At 66.3% G+C, this 16,592-nt stretch carries 12 protein-coding genes; 9 read left to right on the forward strand and 3 right to left on the reverse strand.

Features of this window, described 5'->3' with window-relative positions:
* Positions 1-6 precede the first annotated feature (6 nt).
* Positions 7-1,389, reverse strand: a complete 1,383-nt coding sequence (locus DEBA_RS07675) for a TldD/PmbA family protein (RefSeq protein ID WP_013258353.1) — start codon at positions 1,387-1,389, stop codon at positions 7-9.
* A 175-nt stretch (positions 1,390-1,564) separates the two neighbouring features.
* On the opposite strand from DEBA_RS07675, the gene DEBA_RS07680 reads away from it, so the two are divergent.
* The 8 genes from DEBA_RS07680 to DEBA_RS07715 all read left to right on the forward strand — a co-directional run bounded on the left by DEBA_RS07680 (position 1,565) and on the right by DEBA_RS07715 (position 10,800).
* Positions 1,565-2,197 carry a rhodanese-like domain-containing protein gene (locus DEBA_RS07680; RefSeq protein WP_013258354.1) on the forward strand — a complete coding sequence of 211 codons (633 nt, stop codon included), beginning with the start codon at positions 1,565-1,567 and terminating at the stop codon, positions 2,195-2,197.
* 191 nt (positions 2,198-2,388) lie between these two features.
* Positions 2,389-3,825, forward strand: a complete 1,437-nt coding sequence (locus DEBA_RS07685; RefSeq protein ID WP_013258355.1) for a thiolase domain-containing protein — start codon at positions 2,389-2,391, stop codon at positions 3,823-3,825.
* A 15-nt stretch (positions 3,826-3,840) separates the two neighbouring features.
* Entirely contained in the window at positions 3,841-4,437 is a 597-nt protein-coding gene (locus tag DEBA_RS07690; protein WP_013258356.1) for a Zn-ribbon domain-containing OB-fold protein, read from the forward strand.
* Between the two features lie 125 nt (positions 4,438-4,562).
* Positions 4,563-5,954 carry an FAD-binding oxidoreductase gene (locus DEBA_RS07695; RefSeq protein ID WP_013258357.1) on the forward strand — a complete coding sequence of 464 codons (1,392 nt, stop codon included), beginning with the start codon at positions 4,563-4,565 and terminating at the stop codon, positions 5,952-5,954.
* Positions 5,951-7,150 (forward strand): (Fe-S)-binding protein, encoded by a 1,200-nt coding sequence (locus tag DEBA_RS07700; RefSeq protein ID WP_043814022.1) that lies wholly within the window; start codon positions 5,951-5,953, stop codon positions 7,148-7,150. Before DEBA_RS07695 ends, DEBA_RS07700 begins: the two co-directional genes overlap by 4 nt.
* 215 nt (positions 7,151-7,365) lie before the next feature.
* Positions 7,366-7,809: a Spy/CpxP family protein refolding chaperone gene (locus DEBA_RS07705; protein ID WP_013258359.1), complete on the forward strand. Its 444-nt coding sequence runs from the start codon at positions 7,366-7,368 to the stop codon at positions 7,807-7,809.
* 67 nt (positions 7,810-7,876) lie between these two features.
* The gene (locus DEBA_RS16970; RefSeq protein ID WP_050762277.1) at positions 7,877-9,433 is read left to right on the forward strand and encodes a two-component system sensor histidine kinase NtrB; all 1,557 of its coding nucleotides are present in this window, start codon (positions 7,877-7,879) and stop codon (positions 9,431-9,433) included.
* Positions 9,430-10,800: a sigma-54-dependent transcriptional regulator gene (locus DEBA_RS07715; RefSeq protein ID WP_013258361.1), complete on the forward strand. Its 1,371-nt coding sequence runs from the start codon at positions 9,430-9,432 to the stop codon at positions 10,798-10,800. The genes DEBA_RS16970 and DEBA_RS07715 overlap by 4 nt, the downstream gene beginning before the upstream one ends.
* Before the next feature lie 70 nt (positions 10,801-10,870).
* Here the strand turns inward: DEBA_RS07715 and DEBA_RS07720 are convergent, their stop codons facing one another.
* Positions 10,871-12,496: an autotransporter outer membrane beta-barrel domain-containing protein gene (locus DEBA_RS07720; protein WP_187288608.1), complete on the reverse strand. Its 1,626-nt coding sequence runs from the start codon at positions 12,494-12,496 to the stop codon at positions 10,871-10,873.
* Between the two features lie 124 nt (positions 12,497-12,620).
* Positions 12,621-13,895, reverse strand: coding sequence for a glucose-1-phosphate adenylyltransferase (gene glgC / locus DEBA_RS07725; protein ID WP_013258363.1), 1,275 nt, complete (start codon positions 13,893-13,895; stop codon positions 12,621-12,623).
* A 617-nt stretch (positions 13,896-14,512) separates the two neighbouring features.
* Here glgC and DEBA_RS07730 point away from each other — a divergent pair.
* A complete protein-coding gene (locus tag DEBA_RS07730) occupies positions 14,513-16,588 on the forward strand; it encodes a TonB-dependent receptor (protein ID WP_013258364.1) in 2,076 nt (691 codons plus the stop codon).
* Positions 16,589-16,592 lie beyond the last annotated feature (4 nt).

The raw sequence follows: 16,592 nt of genomic DNA on the forward strand, positions 1-16,592 counted from the left end.
GGGCGCTTAGCCTTGCCGGCCGCCCACGACAATGCTGGGGATGCGCAGCGTCGGCTGGGCGTCGGCCACCGGCGAACCCTGGCCTTCCTTGCCGCAGGTGCCGATGCCAAAGCCCAGGTCGTTGGCCACGCGGTCGATGTCCATCAGCACCTTGGGGCCGTTGCCGGTGAGGGTGGCCCCGCGCACGGGCCGGCCCACGCGGCCGTTTTCGATCAGATAGCCCTCGGCCACCTCGAAGACAAAATCGCCGTTGGTGGTGTTGACCTGGCCGCCGCCCATTTTTTTGACCAAAAGCCCGTGGGGCGTATCGGCGATGATGGCCTCGGGGTCGTCGTGGCCGGGGGCGATGAAGGTGTTGGTCATGCGGGGGATGGGCCGTTGACGATAATTTTCGCGCCGGCCGTTGCCGGTGGGCCGGGCGTTCATTTTCATGGCCGAGAGCCGGTCGTGCAGATAGCCCTTGAGCACGCCGCCGGCGATGAGCACGTTGCGCCCGGTGGGGACGCCTTCGTCGTCGAAGCCGGCGGAGCCGCGCTTGCCGGCCAGGGAGCCGTCGTCGATGACGGTGATCAGCGGGCTGGCCACCTGCCGGCCCACTTGATCCTTGTAGACGCTCATGCCTTCCAAAACGATGTCGGCCTCCAGGCCGTGGCCCACGGCCTCGTGGATCATCGTGCCGCCGGCGGCGCTGTGCAACACCACCGCCATGGACCCGCCCGGCGCTGGTTGGGCCGCGAGCATCATCACCGCCTGGCGGGCGGCCCGGCGGGCGGCCTGTTCGGGCGGCTGGTCGTCGAAGAGCTCCAGGCCACACAGCCCGCCGATGGATTCGTAGCCGGTCTGCAACACGGCCCCCTCGGCGGCCACGCAGTGGATGGCCATTAGCACCTGGGTGCGTTCGTCGCGGGCGTCGACGCCCAGCGAATTGACCACCCGCACGCGCTGGGTCCGCTCCAGGTAGATCACCCGCACCTGGCGCACGCGATTGTCGACGGCCCTGGCCGCGGCCTCGGCGGTGCGGGCCATTTCCACCTTGCGCGCGGTCTCCACGCCGATGGGCGGTTTGACGATGGCCGGGGCCAGGCCGGGCGCGATCGGGGCGAATGAATGGAGCCGGCCCGGCGCGGCGTCGCGCTCGGCGGCGATGTCGCTAGCCAGGGCCACCAAGGCCTGGGCGCGCAACTGGTTGCCAAAGGCGTAGGAGGTGCGCAGATCCTTGATCAGGCGCAGGCCAACCCCCAAGTCCTGTCCGCCCAGGACTTTTTCCACCTTGGCGTTGTCGATCACCACCATCAGGCTGGAACTGTCTTCCAAAAAGGCCTCGGCCATCTCTCCGCCGCCGCCGAGGGCGGCCTCCAACGCCGGCGTGACGTCCAATTCCAGGCTCATCGTGGCCATCCCCTTGAAAAATATGGCTAAATATAATAAACTTATTTTATAAGGCTAGCACGACCGGCCGCCTTGGTCAATTCGCGCCTGGCCCGCGCTATGGCGTTGACAGGGCCGCGCGGCCGGCTTTAACATCTGGCCGAGATGTTCAAGTATGGTTCCGAACGGGGGTGACATGCGCAAAATTTTGGTCGTATTGCTGGCGTTTTCCCTCCTTGCCGCGCCGCTGGCCGCCGCGGCCCGCACCGCCCAAAAAGCCAAAACCATAACCCCCCTCGAAGCCTGGGAGATGATGTCCCAGGACGCCCGTGACACCTTCATGATCGACGTGCGGCCCCGGCACATGTACACCCTTTTGGGCCATCCGCCCCGGGCCTACAACATCCCCTGGCGCTTTCTGACCACCGACTTCCAGGTCGAGGGCGGCGCCTACGGCGGCGGCGCGGCCGAATACACCGGCTATCAACTCTCGGCCGAGCCCAACCCCAACTTCATCGGCGTGGTCACCAGCCTTTTCAAGCCTGGCGACCGGCTCATCGTCATCTGCCAAAACGGCGACCAGGCCGCCGACGCCGCCGACGCCCTGGTCGAGGCCGGCTTCAAAAACGTCCACGCCGTGCGTCACGGCGTCATGGGCGAGCCCTTCATCCCCGCCGACGAACAAAAACTGGCCCAAAAGTTTTCGCCCCATTACGGCCAAGGCGGCCGGGTCAACGGCTGGGTCTACTGGGGCCTGCCCCTGGTCCGCTCCATCGAGCCGCGCCTGATCTATCCGCCCGACCTGAAAAAAATGCAATCGACCCAATAACGCCGAAAAACTTGTGCGCCGGCGGCGGGAGCGATCCCGCCGTTTTTTTTGCGCGCGCCGCGTCGTCGCGGCGGATTTGCCTTTACGCCGGCACTCGACTGTGCTATTTCCTGATTACTAAGTAGCTGCTATATAGCTAGCAAATAGCTTCAAAGGGATACGCGGTCTGCCGACGAAAGGAGCGCCCAAAGATGATTACGTTCAGTGATCGCCAGCTCAAAATCCCCAAAATGTCGCGGCCGGTCTATCTGGTCACGGCCGGCCAGTCCAAGTTCGACCGAGCCATGCCCTACAAACGCACCGAGGAATTGTGCATCGACGCCCTGGCCATGGCCGCCCGGCTCATCGACAAGACGCCGGCCGAACTTAAAAAGTACATCCACACCTGCTATTACGGCCATTTCGCCGATCACTTCGGCGACCAGCTTTTGGGCGAGGCGGTGATCCACGACCGCCTGGGCCTGGACCCGCTGGGCAACGTCGGCGTGAAAACCGGCGGGGCCACTGGCGGCTCGACCCTGTGGGAGGCGGCCAAGGCCGTGGCCTCGGGATACTCCGACTGCGTGCTGGCCATGGGCTGGGAGCGCATGGACGAGGTGCCCACCGACGAAGGCAACAACTATATCTCGTGCGCCGCCGACAAGGACTGGGAAACGCCCCTGGGCCACATCTACACCGGCTACTACGCGGTCATGGCCCAGAAATATTGGCAGGTGTTCGGCAAGCAAGAGGAATCGTTCCGCCGCACGCTGGCCGAGATTTCGGTCAAGCACCACGGCTACGCCCGCTTCAATCCCTTTGCCCAGGCCCCGATGAAGATCAGCGTCGAGGACGTGCTGCAATCGCCGGTGGTGGCCTATCCCCTGCGGGCGCTGGATTGCTGCCTGATGAGCGTGGGCGCGGCCTGCGCCATTGTCTGCGACGAACAAACCGCCCTGGAGCTGACCAAGGGCACGGCCAACAAGCCGCTGCGCATCTGGGTCACGGCCGGATCGCACACCCTGCGCCCGGCCTGCCGCCGCGACATGGCCATACCGCTATTGCCCAACGAGAGCGCCGACCAATACAAAGACCTGGGCCAGCGCTTCCCCGGCGGCGAACGTTACCCCGGCTTCACCGGCTTTTTGGCCGCGCGCATGGCCGCCTACTACGCCTACAACATGGTCGGCATCCAAGACCCCAGCGAGGATCTCGACGTCATCGAGCTGCACGACGCCTTTACCATCAGCGACGTGCAGACCTACGAGGACGTGGGCATCCGGCCCTACGGCTATGGCCGCGACTACGTTGAAAGCGGCGATTGCTATCACACCAACCCCAAGACCGGCCAGCCCGGCAAGCTGCCCTCCAACCTCTCGGGCGGGCTCATCGGCTGCATGCACGCGGTGGGGGCCACGGGCATCATGCAGGTCTTCGAGATCGCCCTGCAACTGTGGAACCGTTGGGCCGAGCTGCACGGCGATCCGGCCCTGTGGGAGGCCTTCGGCCGCGTCAAGCCCGACGACTGGACCGACCTCCAGGTCAAAGGCGCCAAGCGGGCCATGGCCATCAGCCACGCCGGCGTCGGTTCCCACGTCACGGCCACTATCTTGATGGACCCCGACTGCCTGCTCAAGGCGGACGCCTAGCCCCGGAGGATTGTCATGGCGATTTTCGGACAAGTGAAGGTCAAAAACGGCCAATACAAGCTGAAGGGCGACTTCCACACCATCGCGCCCAGCCTGCCCATCCGCAACGAGGATGAGGGCTGGCGGCTGATGGGCGTGACCAATCCCCGTTCGATCACCCACATCCACATGTACGGCGGCGAGGCGGCCTTTTTCGAGGCCCTGGGCCAGGGCCGCATCCTGGGCACGCGTTGCGACAACCCGGCCTGCGAACACCCCGGCACGGTCTATCTGCCTTTTCGCATCCACTGCCCCGACTGCCTGGGCCGCAACAGCGTCATCGACCTCACCGACGTGGTTCGCCGCACGGCCAGGGTGCACACCTTCATGGTCTGCGAGCGCTCCGGGGCCTTCAACACCCTCGACAAACCCATCAAATTCATCAATGTCGAGTTCGAGGGCGTGGCCACCATCCTCATGAGCTACCTGGTGGCGGGCGAGCCCGAGATCGGCCTGGCCGTGACGCCCATTTTCAAGACGATCAACCCCACCTACACCATCACCGACCTGGCCTTCGTGGCCCAGGGGACCACGGCCGCGCAACTGCCCATGGACTATACCTTCGGCGTCTGAGGCCAAAGCGACCCGCCTTCGCCGCGCCCGCCCTCGCCAGGCGGGCGCGGCTTTTTCACGCGGCGTGGGAGCCGGCGGCGGCCTCTGCTATAATTGGCCAACAACGTTGAGAAAAGAGGTGCGCCATGCATGAAGCCGCCCTGGAGGCCCTGCGCCTGGCCGCCGGACCGCCAAACGTTAGCGTCGATGTCGGGCGCAGGCTGATATTCGCCGCCGACGCCACCGGCCGGATGCAACCGCCCGCCGCCGTGGTGCGGGCGCTGGACGCGGCCCAGATCGGTCGGATACTGGCCGCCTGCACGGCCTTTGGCCTGAAAATCACGCCGCGCGGCGCGGGCAGCGGGCTCACCGGCGGGGCCACGCCCCTGGCCGGCGGCGTGGTGCTGGATCTGGCCGGCATGGACAAAATCATCCGCGTCGACCAGGCCGATCAACTGGCCGTGGTGCAGCCGGGCGTGGTCAACGCCGACCTGCAACGGGCCGCCCGCCAACAGGGGCTTTTTTATCCGCCCGACCCGGCCAGCGCCGATTTCTGCACCATCGGCGGCAACGTGGCCGAAAACGCCGGCGGTCTGCGCGCGGTCAAATACGGCGTGACCCGCGATTATGTCCTGGCCCTGCAGGCCGTGCTGGCCGACGGCCGGATCATGCGGGTGGGCTCGCCGACGATGAAGGGCGTTGTCGGCTACGACCTGACGCGGCTGCTGGTGGGCAGCGAGGGCACGCTGGCGGTGATCACCGAGATCACCCTCAAGCTTTTGCCCCTGCCCGAGGCTACGGCCACGCTCTGCGCGCTCTACGCCCAGGTGGAGGCGGCGGCCCTGGCCGTGCGGCGCATTCTGGCCGGCGGCGCGCGGCCGGTGGCCCTGGAGTTCATGGACGCGGCCAGTCTGCGGGCGGTGGAGGCCCACGCCGGCCTGGGCCTGGACCCGACGGCGGCGGCGATGATCCTGGTGGAGCTGGACGGCCCGCCCGAGGTGCTGGCTCGCCAGGCCCAGTGGATCGAGGCGACCTTGACCCAAAGCGGCGGCAAGGACGTGCGCCGAGCCAGCGGCGGGGCCGAGGCCGAGGCCATCTGGGCCGCTCGCCGGGCCATGAGCCCGGCCCTGCGCAAGATCGCCGCCGGCAAGCTAAACGAAGACATCGTCGTGCCGCTGGGCTCGCTGGCCACGATGATCCGCCGCCTGGAAGGCGTCGCCGCCCGGCGCGGCGTGGATATCGTCTCCTTTGGTCACGCCGGCGACGGCAACCTGCACGTCAACATCATGTACGACCCCGCCGACCAGGCCCAGACCCAGGCCGCCCGTCAGGCCCTCACCGACGTCTTCGCCCAGACTTTGGCCTTGGGCGGCACGGTCAGCGGCGAGCACGGCGTGGGCACGGCCAAACTGGCCGGCGCGGCGGTGGAACTGGATCCCACGGCGCTGGAGCTGATGCGCGCGGTGAAAAAGGTCTTTGACCCGGCGGGAATCTTGAACCCTGGCAAGGGCTTGCCGCCGCTGGAAGGCCAACGGTGAGCCGGCCGGGGCCCATGGCCCAGGCGGCGGCCGCGGCCCAGGCCTGCGCCCAGTGCGGGGCTTGCCAGGCGGTCTGCCCGCTTTATCGGGCCACACGGCAAGAAGAAGTCTCGGCCCGGGGCAAGCTGCGCTTGATCGGCGCTCTATCCAAGGGTTTGCTCTCCCCGGGGCGCGATCTGGCCAAGGCCCTGGACGTCTGCCTGTTGTGCGGCCGTTGCAGCCAGAAATGCCCCAACCAAACTCCGGCCACCCAGGCCCAGCGGGCGGCGCGGGAGGTTCTGGCTCCGCTGGCCGGGCGGCTGTCGGCCCAGGCGCTGTTTGTCGACGACGTGTTGGCTGACAAAACGCGCCTGGAGGCCCTGGCCAAGGCCGGGCGCTGGTTGTGGCCGGCCGATGCGGGCTTGAATCTGCGCCTGCCTGGGCTGGAGGGCCTGGAAAAGTTGCCCCGGCCGGCGGCGCGCTTTTTTTTGCAAGACGCGCCCAAAATCATTCATGGCCCCAAGGGTCGGCCCACGGTGGCTTTTTTCGTGGGCTGCCTGGCCAATTATCTGCGGCCCGAGTTGGCGCGCCAGGTGGTGACGCTTTTGGCCCGGCGCTTCACGGTGGTCATCCCGCCCGATCAGGGCTGCTGCGGGTTGATGGCCCATGGCGCTGGCCACGCCGCGGCCGCCCGCGCCCTGGCCCAGGCCGGCATGCGAGCCTTTGCCGGGGCCGATCTGGTGGTGACGGCCTGCGCCTCGTGCGCCCACGCCATCGCCTCGGCCTGGCCCGAACTGCTCGATGGCCCCGCCGCCGAGCAAGCCCAGGCCCTGGCCGGCCGCGTGGCCGAGGTAAGCGGCGTGCTGGCCGAGGCCGGCGGCGTTTCGGCCGCCGACCCCGGCCGCGTGGCGGCCTTGCACGTGCCCTGTCACCAATCGGTGGGCCTGGCCGACGGGCCATCGCCGGGCCGGTTGTTGGCGGCGGCCGGCGTGGAGCTTGCCGCGATGGACGGCCACGACCAATGCTGTGGCGGCGGCGGGTTGTTTTCGCTGCGTCGGCCCGATCTGAGCCGGGCGGTGTTCGCGCCGCGCCGCCAGGCCCTGGCCGACAGCGGAGCCAGGGTGCTGGCCACCAGTTGCAGCGGCTGTTTTGTGCAGTGGCGGCGCGGCTTGCCGGCCGAGGTGGCGGTGCTGCACCCGGTGGAGTTGCTGCGTTGAGCGGCGCGGCGCAAAAAAAATATGCGCGCCCGTGAAAGTGGTGCGAAATAATTATGCATTGTTTTGGGCAAGATGGGTTATCATAAGCAGCTAATCGTGGCTAACATACTGAAAACAAACGCATTGATCGATCTCATCGCCGCTTGGCACGGCTTGTGCTCTTATCGTGGGTCAAGAGGAAACGTTAACCAAACCCAACAATAGGAGTTGAAGCCATGAAGTACATGAAGTCTTACGCCGCCTTCGCCTCGCTGGCCCTGGTCGCCCTGCTCACCACCGCTGTCTGGGCCGGCCCTGGCGGTGGCATGGGGCCCGGTCACGGTCGCGGCATGGCCATGGCCCAGTTGACTCCCGAGCAGCAGGCCGCCTTTGAAAAGGACCGGGCCGCGTTCCTGACCGAGACCGAAGGCCTGCGCAAGGAAATGGCCGCCAAGGCCATCGAGTTGCGCACCCTCCAGGCCCAGGCCAATCCCGACCCGGCCAAGGTGCGGGCCCTGTCCGATGAACTGGTCGACCTGGGCGCCCAAGTGGCCAAGAAGCACAACGCCTACATGAGCAAGTATCCCGGCATGGGCGCTGGCTGCGGCATGATGGGCGGCATGGGCGGCGGTCACGGGCGCATGGGCGGCGGCATGGGCATGGGCTTCTGCGGTCGCTAGTCAAAGGGCTGATCATGCCTCGGGGCCGGCTCGACGGGCCGGCCCCGAGCCTTGACGAAACAGGTGCATGATGCTCGTCGGCGGGGCCAACAACAAAAACAGCGCTCCCTGGAACTGGCTGGTGTTCTGCGGGGTGCTGTTGATTTTGCTGGCCGTGCTCAGCGTGCTCACCGAAAACCGGCTCAGTCGGGCCCGCGAGCTGATGAGCAACTCGCTGACCAACCAGGGCGCGCTGATCATCCGCTCGCTGGAGAGCGCCTCGCGGGCCAGCATGCGCCACGGCAGCACCGGCCAGCGGGTGATGATGAAAGTGCTGGTCGAGGAGATGATCGACCATCCCGGCGTGCTGTCGCTGACCCTGGTCGGGCCGGGCGGTTGGTACGTCACCGCCAGCGAAAACCCCCGCGACCCGGTGCTGGCCCTGCCCAAGGACATGGTCGCCCTCATCGCCAAGGGCGAGCCGATCAACCTCTTCGATCATGGCGTGCTGTGGGTCGGTCGGCCCTTCGAGCCTTTCCGGCGTTTCGCCCGCCAGGGCCGGCCCTTGCCCGAGTGGGCCTGCTCGCCCTGGGAGCCGCCGACGACCAAGGAAGCCGTCGACGCCAATGACCATCAGCGGTCCGACCACGGCCGGCGTGGCCGTGGCCGCGAACGTGAACGGGAGTTGGTGCAGAACTGCCCGCCCGAACAACTGCCACCGCCGCCGGAGGCCGCCATGGCCCCGATTTTTCCCGCCGGCGACAGCCCTGGCGGCCGGCCGCTCAAGGCCTATGCCCTGGTGCGCATGAGCACCGAGGAGTTCGCCAAGATCGCGCGACAGGATCTGCGCCACGCCCTCTATCTGGCCGGGCTGATTTTTCTGGCCGCCGCCAGCTCGGCCGCGGCCATGGTCATGTTCGCCCGCCGGCGCACGGCCGAGTTGGAGCGCCTGCGCCGCGAGATGGCCCAGTCCCAGCACATGGCCGCCGTGGGCCGCCTGGCCGCCTCGGTGGCCCACGAGATTCGCAACCCCCTGTCGGCGTTGCGCGGCCTGGTGCAGTTTTTGGTCAAGGATCAGCCCAAGGACAGCCGTCAGGCCGAGTACGGCAAGGTGGCCGTCGAGGAGGTCGATCGCCTGGAGCGGGTGGTCTCGGGGCTGTTGGAGTACGCCAGGCCCAAGGAGCCGCGTCGCGTCACCATGGATTTGGCCGAATCGGCCGAAAGCACCCTGGCCCTGATGCACGATGACCCACGGGCCCAGGGCGTGCGAATCACCGTCAGCGCCGCCGACGACCTGCCCCTGATCCAGGCCGACCCGGATCAGATACGCCAGTTGATCCTCAACCTGGTGGTCAACGCCCTGGAGGCCCTGGATGGCCGGGGCAGCTTGGATCTGCGGCTGCGGCGCGAGGGCAAATTTCTTGTTTTGGAGGCCGCCGACGACGGCCCAGGCCTGCCCGATGACGTCGGAGAAGAATTGTTCAACCCGTTTTTCAGCACCAAGGAGCGCGGCAGCGGCCTGGGACTGGCCATTGCCCGGCGCATCGCCCAGGCCCACGGTGGTCAGCTTTTCGCCGGCCGCTCGGATCTGGGCGGGGCCAGCCTGACGTTGCGCCTGCCCATCTCGACGGAGGCGGCCTCGTGAGCGCCCGCCAGCAGACAGTGCTCGTCGTCGATGACGAGAGGGGTCATCGCCTGATGCTGCGTGCCCATCTGGAAGACGCCGGCTATCGGGTGATCGACGCCGCCGACGGCGAGGCGGCCCTGGTGCAACTGGAGTCCGAGCCGGTGGAGCTGGTGCTGATGGACCAGGTCATGCCGCGCATGGATGGCCTCAGCGCCTTGAAGCGCGTCAAGGCCCAGCGCCCCGAGCTGCCCGTGCTGATGATGACCGCCTTTGGCAGCATCGACAACGCCGTCACCGCGCTCAAGGAAGGGGCCGACGACTACCTGACCAAGCCTCTGGACGTGGAGGAGGTGCTGATCAAGGTGGGCCGCCGCCTGGAGCAGGCCAGACTGGCCCGCCAGGTGGAGGAGCAGGCCCGCCGCCTGGGCGAGCGCTTTGATTTTTCGGCCCTGATCGGCGAAAGCCACCCGATGCTGCGCCTAAAGGAGTCGCTGGCCCTGGTCGCCCCGACCCAGGCCACGGTGCTGATCACCGGCGAAAGCGGCACCGGCAAGGAAGTGGCCGCCCAGATCCTCCACCAGCACTCCAAGCGCGCCAAGGGCCCGCTGGTGGGCGTAAACTGCGCGGCTTTGCCCGAGAGCCTCTTGGAGTCGGAGCTTTTCGGCCACGAAAAGGGCTCGTTCACCGGGGCCACGGCCCGTCGAGACGGCCGCTTCAAGACCGCCGACGGCGGCACGCTGTTTTTGGACGAGGTGGGCGAGATGAGCCCCTCGACCCAGGCCAAGCTGCTGCGCGTGCTGCAAGACGGCGAATATTCGCCGGTGGGTTCGGACAAGGTCTACACCTGCGACGTGCGGGTCATCGCCGCCACCAACCGCGATCTGCAACAGGCCGTGCGCGACAGCGAATTTCGCGAGGACTTGTTCTATCGGCTGAACGTCATCAACATCGAAATGCCCCCGCTGCGCCAACGCGGCGAGGACATCATGCTTTTGGCCGATCACTTTCTGCGGCGCTTCGCGGCCCAAAACCAGCGCCGTCTGGGCGGCTTTGGCCAAAACGCCCGGCTGCGCATGCTGGCCTATCGCTGGCCCGGCAACGTGCGCGAGCTGATCAACGCCGTGGAGCGGGCGGTGATCATGAGCCGCGGGCCACAGGTCGAGCTGGAAGACCTGCCTTCGTCGCTGCAAAGCCAGCCGGCGGTGGACCAGATGCTCCTGCGGCCGGGCCTGAGCGTGCGCCAGGCGGAAAAGACCCTGATCATCCTGACCCTGGAGGCCACCGCCGGCAACCGCACCCAGGCCGCTCAGATGCTGGGCATCACCCGCAAAACCCTGCAAAACAAGATCAAGGAATACGAGGCCGAGGGCGAGCGCCTGCCCTGAGCGCCGCCGCGAAAAAACGCCCGGCGCGGAGTCAGGCTCCACGCCCGGCGCTTTTTGCATTGCCGCCGGCCTAGAAAGACAGACACAGGCCCAGTTGCAGGGCGTGCTGGCTGGCGGCGCTGTTAAGTTGGCCGTCGTAGCGGCCATAAAACGACCAGCCGCCGGCGGCCTGGGCCAGCAGCGTCAGGCTGGGCGCCAAGGCATCGCGGTCGTCGTCGTCGCCGGTCACGCTGAACCAGCCGGGCTGGCCGGCCAGGCGCGCGCGCAGGGCGCGGTCGTCCAGGGGCGCGAAATGCAGCCAGGCCAGGCCGAACTCCGGCCGCAAGTCAAGGCCCTCGGCCAGGGCAAAGGCCCGGCCGGCGCGCAGCTCCAGCCGGCCGACCATGGTGCTCGCCTCGTGCTCGTCCAGGGTCAGGTTGAGGCTGCCGGCGTTGGTCTCGTCAAAAGAGTCTTGGCGGGAATAGGCGTAGGTCAGGGCGGCCAGGGGCTGGACCAGCCAGCCGGCGCATTCCAGGTTGAGCCCGCCGCCAAGGCGCGCCGCCGCCGTCTGGCCGTCGGGCGAACCATCGGCCAGGCGATCGACGCCCTCAAAAGCCACGCGGCGGCTCACGTCGGCCCGGCACAGGCCGGCGCTGACGGCCCCTTCCACGAAATAGCCGCCGCCATCGTAATCGGCCCGCAGGCCCAGGTTAAGGTGATCGGCGTGGCCGTCGCCACCGTTGGCCGACCAGTCGAAATCGGCCCTGGTAAAGCCCACGGCCAGGCCAAGCAGCCAGCGTTGGCCCAGGGCCCAGTCCTGGCCGGCAGCCAGCCCGGCCAGGGAGTAGTCAAAGCCAACACGCCTGTCGCTGTCTTGATAATCGCCGCGCGCGCCCACGGCCCTGGCCCAGGTCTGGTCGCGGCCGCCGCCACTCGGCCCGGAGGCGCGCAGTTCCTGGCGGCGTTGGCCCAGGCCGTCGAGAAACAGCAGCGAATCCTGCAACGAAAGCTCGACCATGGCCCCATGGGCTTCGGGGCCGATGGCGCGCATGGCTTGGCTCAGGGGCGCGGGCTCCAGGAAATTGAGCCGGTTGAAGACGTAATCCAGGTCGGAGTAGTTGGCCGGCGTGGCCAGCGAATCCAGATAGCCGGCCACCGCGCCGGGGTTGCCGCCGCCCACCCACGGCCCATAATAAAGCGACGGCCCGCTGGTCGGCCGGCCAAAGACGTAGTCATCGGCCGAGATGCGCTCCATCAGGAGTATCTGCTGGCCGCCGCCCTCGCCCCAGCCGACGATGGGCCCGGCCACGCCGGTGCGGATGACCACGCCCGCCGGCACGCGCACGGCGATGATATGATCGGGCAGGGTGGGCAGGGCGAACTTGTCGGCCACTTCTTGCAGGCTCAGGCCGCGCACGCTGCTGGCGCGCATCAGCCAACTGCCCACGCCGCCGCCCTTGAGCCGGCTGGCGTCGTAGGCGTAAAACCGCACGTAATAGTCTTCCTGGCCCAGGCGAACATCCTCGACCGTCGTTCCGGTCTCGAAGGGCAGGGTGGTTGGCGTGGCCCGGCCCTGGTCGATCAGCTCTTGGTTGACAAAGGCGGCTGTGTAGACGCCTAGCAGCGGCCCGGGCGGCAGGTCGATGGGGTTGACCATGCGGGCCGGGGCGCTGCTGGCCAGGGCCAAAAACAGGGCCACGGCGAGGCAAACAGCCACGACCCCGCGCCGCCGCCGGCCAAGCCACGCCGGCGCTGTCTTTATCAGCCTCATGCTCTCACCGCCTTATTTTTGCTTGCGGGTGAATCCGTTTGTCCAGGACGCCGGACCGGGCCGACGGCGTTCACACGAAAAAACCCTTGGGCACGACGGTGATGCCCCGCGGCGTAACCTTGAAGAGCTTGCGGTCCTCGCTCGGGTCGATGCCGATCTGGGTGTTGTCGGGGATATAGTTATGCTTGTCGATGATCGCCTTTTTGATCTTGCAGTTGCGCCCGACGATCACGTCCTCGAGGATCACGCTTTCATCGACTTCCGACCACGACTCGACGATGACGTTGGACGAAAGCACGCTATTGCGCACGATGCCGCCGCTGATGATGCAGCCCGAACCCACCAGCGAATCCAAGGCCTTGCCGGCGCGGGGCGGGTTGCCGCGTTCGTCTTGGAAGACGAACTTGGCCGGCGGAAACTGCATGCGGTGGGTGCGCAGGGGCCACATCTCGCCGTAGAGGCTGAAATAGGGGTCCACGCCGCAGAGGTCCATGTTGGCGTTCCAATAGGCGTCGAGGTTGCCCACGTCGCGCCAATAGCCGCTGTCCTTGGTGCGCTCCTCCAGCACGCGCCGTCGCCGTCCCTGTTGGTCGTGGATGCGGGCGTAGTCGGAGATGACGTTGTTGCGCCGGTAGGGATAGGCCACCACCTTGTAGCGGCCCAGCAGCGCCGGGATGATGTCGTGGCCGAAATCGGTGCCGTCGAACTCGGCCAGCACCTGCATCATCACCTCCTTGCGGAACAAATATATGCCCATGCTGGCCAGGGAGTGATTGGGGTCGCCGGGGATGCAACTGGGGTTGTCGGGCTTTTCCTGGAACTCGCGGATGGAAAAGTCGTCGTTGACGCCGACGACGCCGAACTGACAGGCGTTTTGGCGATCGACCTCGATGACGCTGATGGTCACGTCGGCGTTGTGTTCCTCGTGGTAGCGCCGGAATAAGCTGTAGTTCATCTTATATACGTGATCGCCGCTGAGGATGATCACCCGGCGCAGGCTTGGGTCGCGGTCGAGCAGGTAGGCGTTTTGCCGCACCGAGTCGGCCGTGCCCTGGTACCATTTTTCGCCGGTGCGCATCTGGGGCGGCACGATGCGCAGATAGTGGCCCAGGTCGTAGTTGAAGATGTTCCAGCCGGCCTCCAGGTGGTCGACAAGCGACTGGCTCTTGTATTGGGGCAGGACCATGATTTTGTAGATCCCGCTGTTGATGACGTTGCTGAGGGTGAGGTCGATCAGGCGATAGATGCCGCCGAAGGGGACCGATGGTTTGGAGCGGTCCTGGGTCAGCGGGGCCAGGCGTTCGCCCTTGCCGCCGGCCATGATCACGGCCAGTGTGTCCTTCAACTTGCAGTCTCCGTGTGGATGGTTTGGGCCAAAGACGCCGCCGGACGCCGCCGGGGCCTATCTTTATATTTGATCATGCCCGCCGGCGCGATGCAACGGCCATGGCGGCCCAAAAGCCCGGCAATCGCGCGCGGCCCCGCGCCGTGGCCACAGCCGAAGAGAAAGTGTTTGACATTTTATAAGACTATCAACATACTGCCTTGCTAACACGGCTGGGCGGCGGTCGCCGTTTAGAAAAGCGGGCTGGAAGCCCCTTGATCGCTCCGAGTCCGGCCGCGCGATAAATACAAAATCAAGTCACCATCAGGATCATGAAGACCCGGAATCGCCTTTGGCGGCTCCGGTTTTTTTGTTGCGTCGATCGGCTCGGGCTCCGTTTACGAGGCCCCGGTCGGCGAGGGGAGGGCTTTGCTTTTCGGCGCCGGGTCGCCTTGGGCGGGGGGCGTTTCGGGCCGAGTCAACAGGCGAAAGTAAGCGGTGGGGTGAGCGGCCGATCCTTCTTGGCTGGTTGGCGCGGCCGCCCACCCGTGGGCGCAAGGGCGTGGCCCCTGCAAATCCATTCTCCGCGCGCCTTCGTCGATAGTCAATAAACACGCAAAAAAAGGAGAATGGACGAGATGGGAAACTGGCGAAAAGCCGGTCGGGCGGCGCTGTTTTTGCCGGCGCTGATCCTGGCGCTTGCGCTATGGGCCGTGGGCGATTGCCGGGCCGAGGCCGCGGAGGACAAAAGCGCCCAGGCCACGACCCAGGAGCAGGCCGACAACAAGCAAAAAATCAACCTGGAAGACATGCAGGTGCTCGGCAAGGCCGATTCGGCCGTGGTGCAGTCCACCAGCGCCACCGTGCTGGATAACGAGCAGATCGTCGGCCGCGTTTACGTCACGCCCATGGATATGCTCAAGCTCTCGCCGGGCGTGAGCATCTCGCAATATCACCAGGGTGGCGTGGTCCCCGCCGTGCAGATGCGCGGCTTTTCCACGGTGGGCCATTCGCGCGATGGCGCCATCGCCCTCAACGGCGTGCCGCTCAACACCCTCGACAACGCCGACACCAACGTGATTATCCCCATGGAGGTCGAGGACATCGAAGTGGTCAAGGGCCCGTCCTCGCCCTTCTTCGGCAACTTCAACAGCGCCGGCTCCATTGGCTTCCGCACCTACCAGAGCGGCGACTTCACCCGGGCCAAGCTCAGCTACGGCAGCTTCAACACCCAGGACGCCGCGGCGGTGATCGCCCGCGGCGACGGCAAGCTGGACCAGATCTACTCCGGCGAGGTCTACCACACCGACGGTTATCAGGACAACTGCGACTGGGACAAGCAGATCGCCTCGGGCCGCTGGAACTATCGCTTCACCGATCAGTTACAGGCCGGCATGGGCCTGCGTTTCTACAACACCCGGTGGGATTCGGCCGGCTACATCCCCCAGAGCGTCTATGACTCCAACCCCCAGCGGGCCGTCTCCGACGTCAACGGCGGCTGGCGCAAGTGGGGCCTGGTCGACGGCCACGCCGACTACGCCCTCACCGATACGTCCAAGCTGCGCTTCCTGGCCTGGTACACCCAAGAGGACTACAACCGCTGGTATCAGAACTGGATCTCCTCGGCCCAGAAGGTCGGCGGCAACTACGGCTCCCAGTACCAACGGCCCCGCGAGGCCTTTGGCTCCAGCCTGGCCTATCACTACAACGGCCAGGTGCTCGAACGTGACACGGGCGTGGTTTTCGGCGTCAGTTGGCAGCGCGAGTTTCAGGAATATCGTTATTGGAACTTGGTTGTCGGCAACGGCCGCAACAAGGGCTCCATGACCCAGGACGACGAACTGACCCTCTACACCACCGCCCTCTATGGCCAGGTGGATTATCGCGTGCTCAAGCCCCTGCGCTTCATCGTGGGCGCGCGCTACGACATGATGAACGGCGAACTGGACAGCAAGCTGACCCCGGCCAACTCCGGCGACCGCAATGGCCCGGAAATCTTCAGCCCCAAGCTGGGCCTGATCTACACCGTCTGCGACGGTTGGGATCTGTTCGCCAACTATTCCCAGGGGTTCGCCCTGCCCGGCGGCACGGAGTTCGTCTCGCGCTCGTACCTGGAGCCGGCCATCCGCACCCAATACGAGGCCGGTCTGCGCGCCAATCCCAACGGCTGGAGCAGCTATATCCTCAGCATCTGGCGCTTGGACACCAAGGACGACTTCCAGCCCACCCTGGCCGACCCCAACAAGTATGAAAACGCCGGCGAGACCAGGCGCGAGGGCGTCGAGGTGGGCGCGGACTTCCTGCCCTGGAAGGCCCTGCGCCTGCACGTGGACTACGCCTACATCCACTCCGAATACCTCAGCTATGTTTCCGGCGGCAAGAGCTACGACGGCAACGAGCTGCCCAGCGTGCCCAACAATATCTTCAACGCCGAAATCGCCTGGGCCCCGCCCCAAGGCCTGGGCGCGCGCCTGAACTATCGCTTGCAGAGCGAATGGAACATCGCCGCCGACAACATCGTCAAGGCCGACGGCTTTGACGTGGTCTGCGCCCAGGTGTCGTACAAGTTCAACAAGCGCTACACCCTGGCCCTGGACGTGATCAACCTCTTCGATCGCAAGTATTCGGAATATTTGGGCTCGGCCAACGGCCAACTGACCTACGCCCCGGCCGACCCGCTTTCGGCCTACCTGACGCTGACTATCGATTGGTGAGCCA

Origin of the sequence: Desulfarculus baarsii DSM 2075 (assembly GCF_000143965.1) — a bacterium.
Lineage (GTDB): Bacteria > Desulfobacterota > Desulfarculia > Desulfarculales > Desulfarculaceae > Desulfarculus > Desulfarculus baarsii.

Bases quoted from the DNA above. Each gene is read 5' to 3' on its own strand.
- DEBA_RS07675 (WP_013258353.1), bottom strand. From the start codon at position 1,389: ATGAGCCTGGAATTGGACGTCACGCCGGCGTTGGAGGCCGCCCTCGGC.
- DEBA_RS07680 (WP_013258354.1), top strand. From the start codon at position 1,565: ATGCGCAAAATTTTGGTCGTATTGCTGGCGTTTTCCCTCCTTGCCGCG.
- DEBA_RS07685 (WP_013258355.1), top strand. From the start codon at position 2,389: ATGATTACGTTCAGTGATCGCCAGCTCAAAATCCCCAAAATGTCGCGG.
- DEBA_RS07690 (WP_013258356.1), top strand. From the start codon at position 3,841: ATGGCGATTTTCGGACAAGTGAAGGTCAAAAACGGCCAATACAAGCTG.
- DEBA_RS07695 (WP_013258357.1), top strand. From the start codon at position 4,563: ATGCATGAAGCCGCCCTGGAGGCCCTGCGCCTGGCCGCCGGACCGCCA.
- DEBA_RS07705 (WP_013258359.1), top strand. From the start codon at position 7,366: ATGAAGTACATGAAGTCTTACGCCGCCTTCGCCTCGCTGGCCCTGGTC.
- DEBA_RS16970 (WP_050762277.1), top strand. From the start codon at position 7,877: ATGATGCTCGTCGGCGGGGCCAACAACAAAAACAGCGCTCCCTGGAAC.
- DEBA_RS07730 (WP_013258364.1), top strand. From the start codon at position 14,513: ATGGGAAACTGGCGAAAAGCCGGTCGGGCGGCGCTGTTTTTGCCGGCG.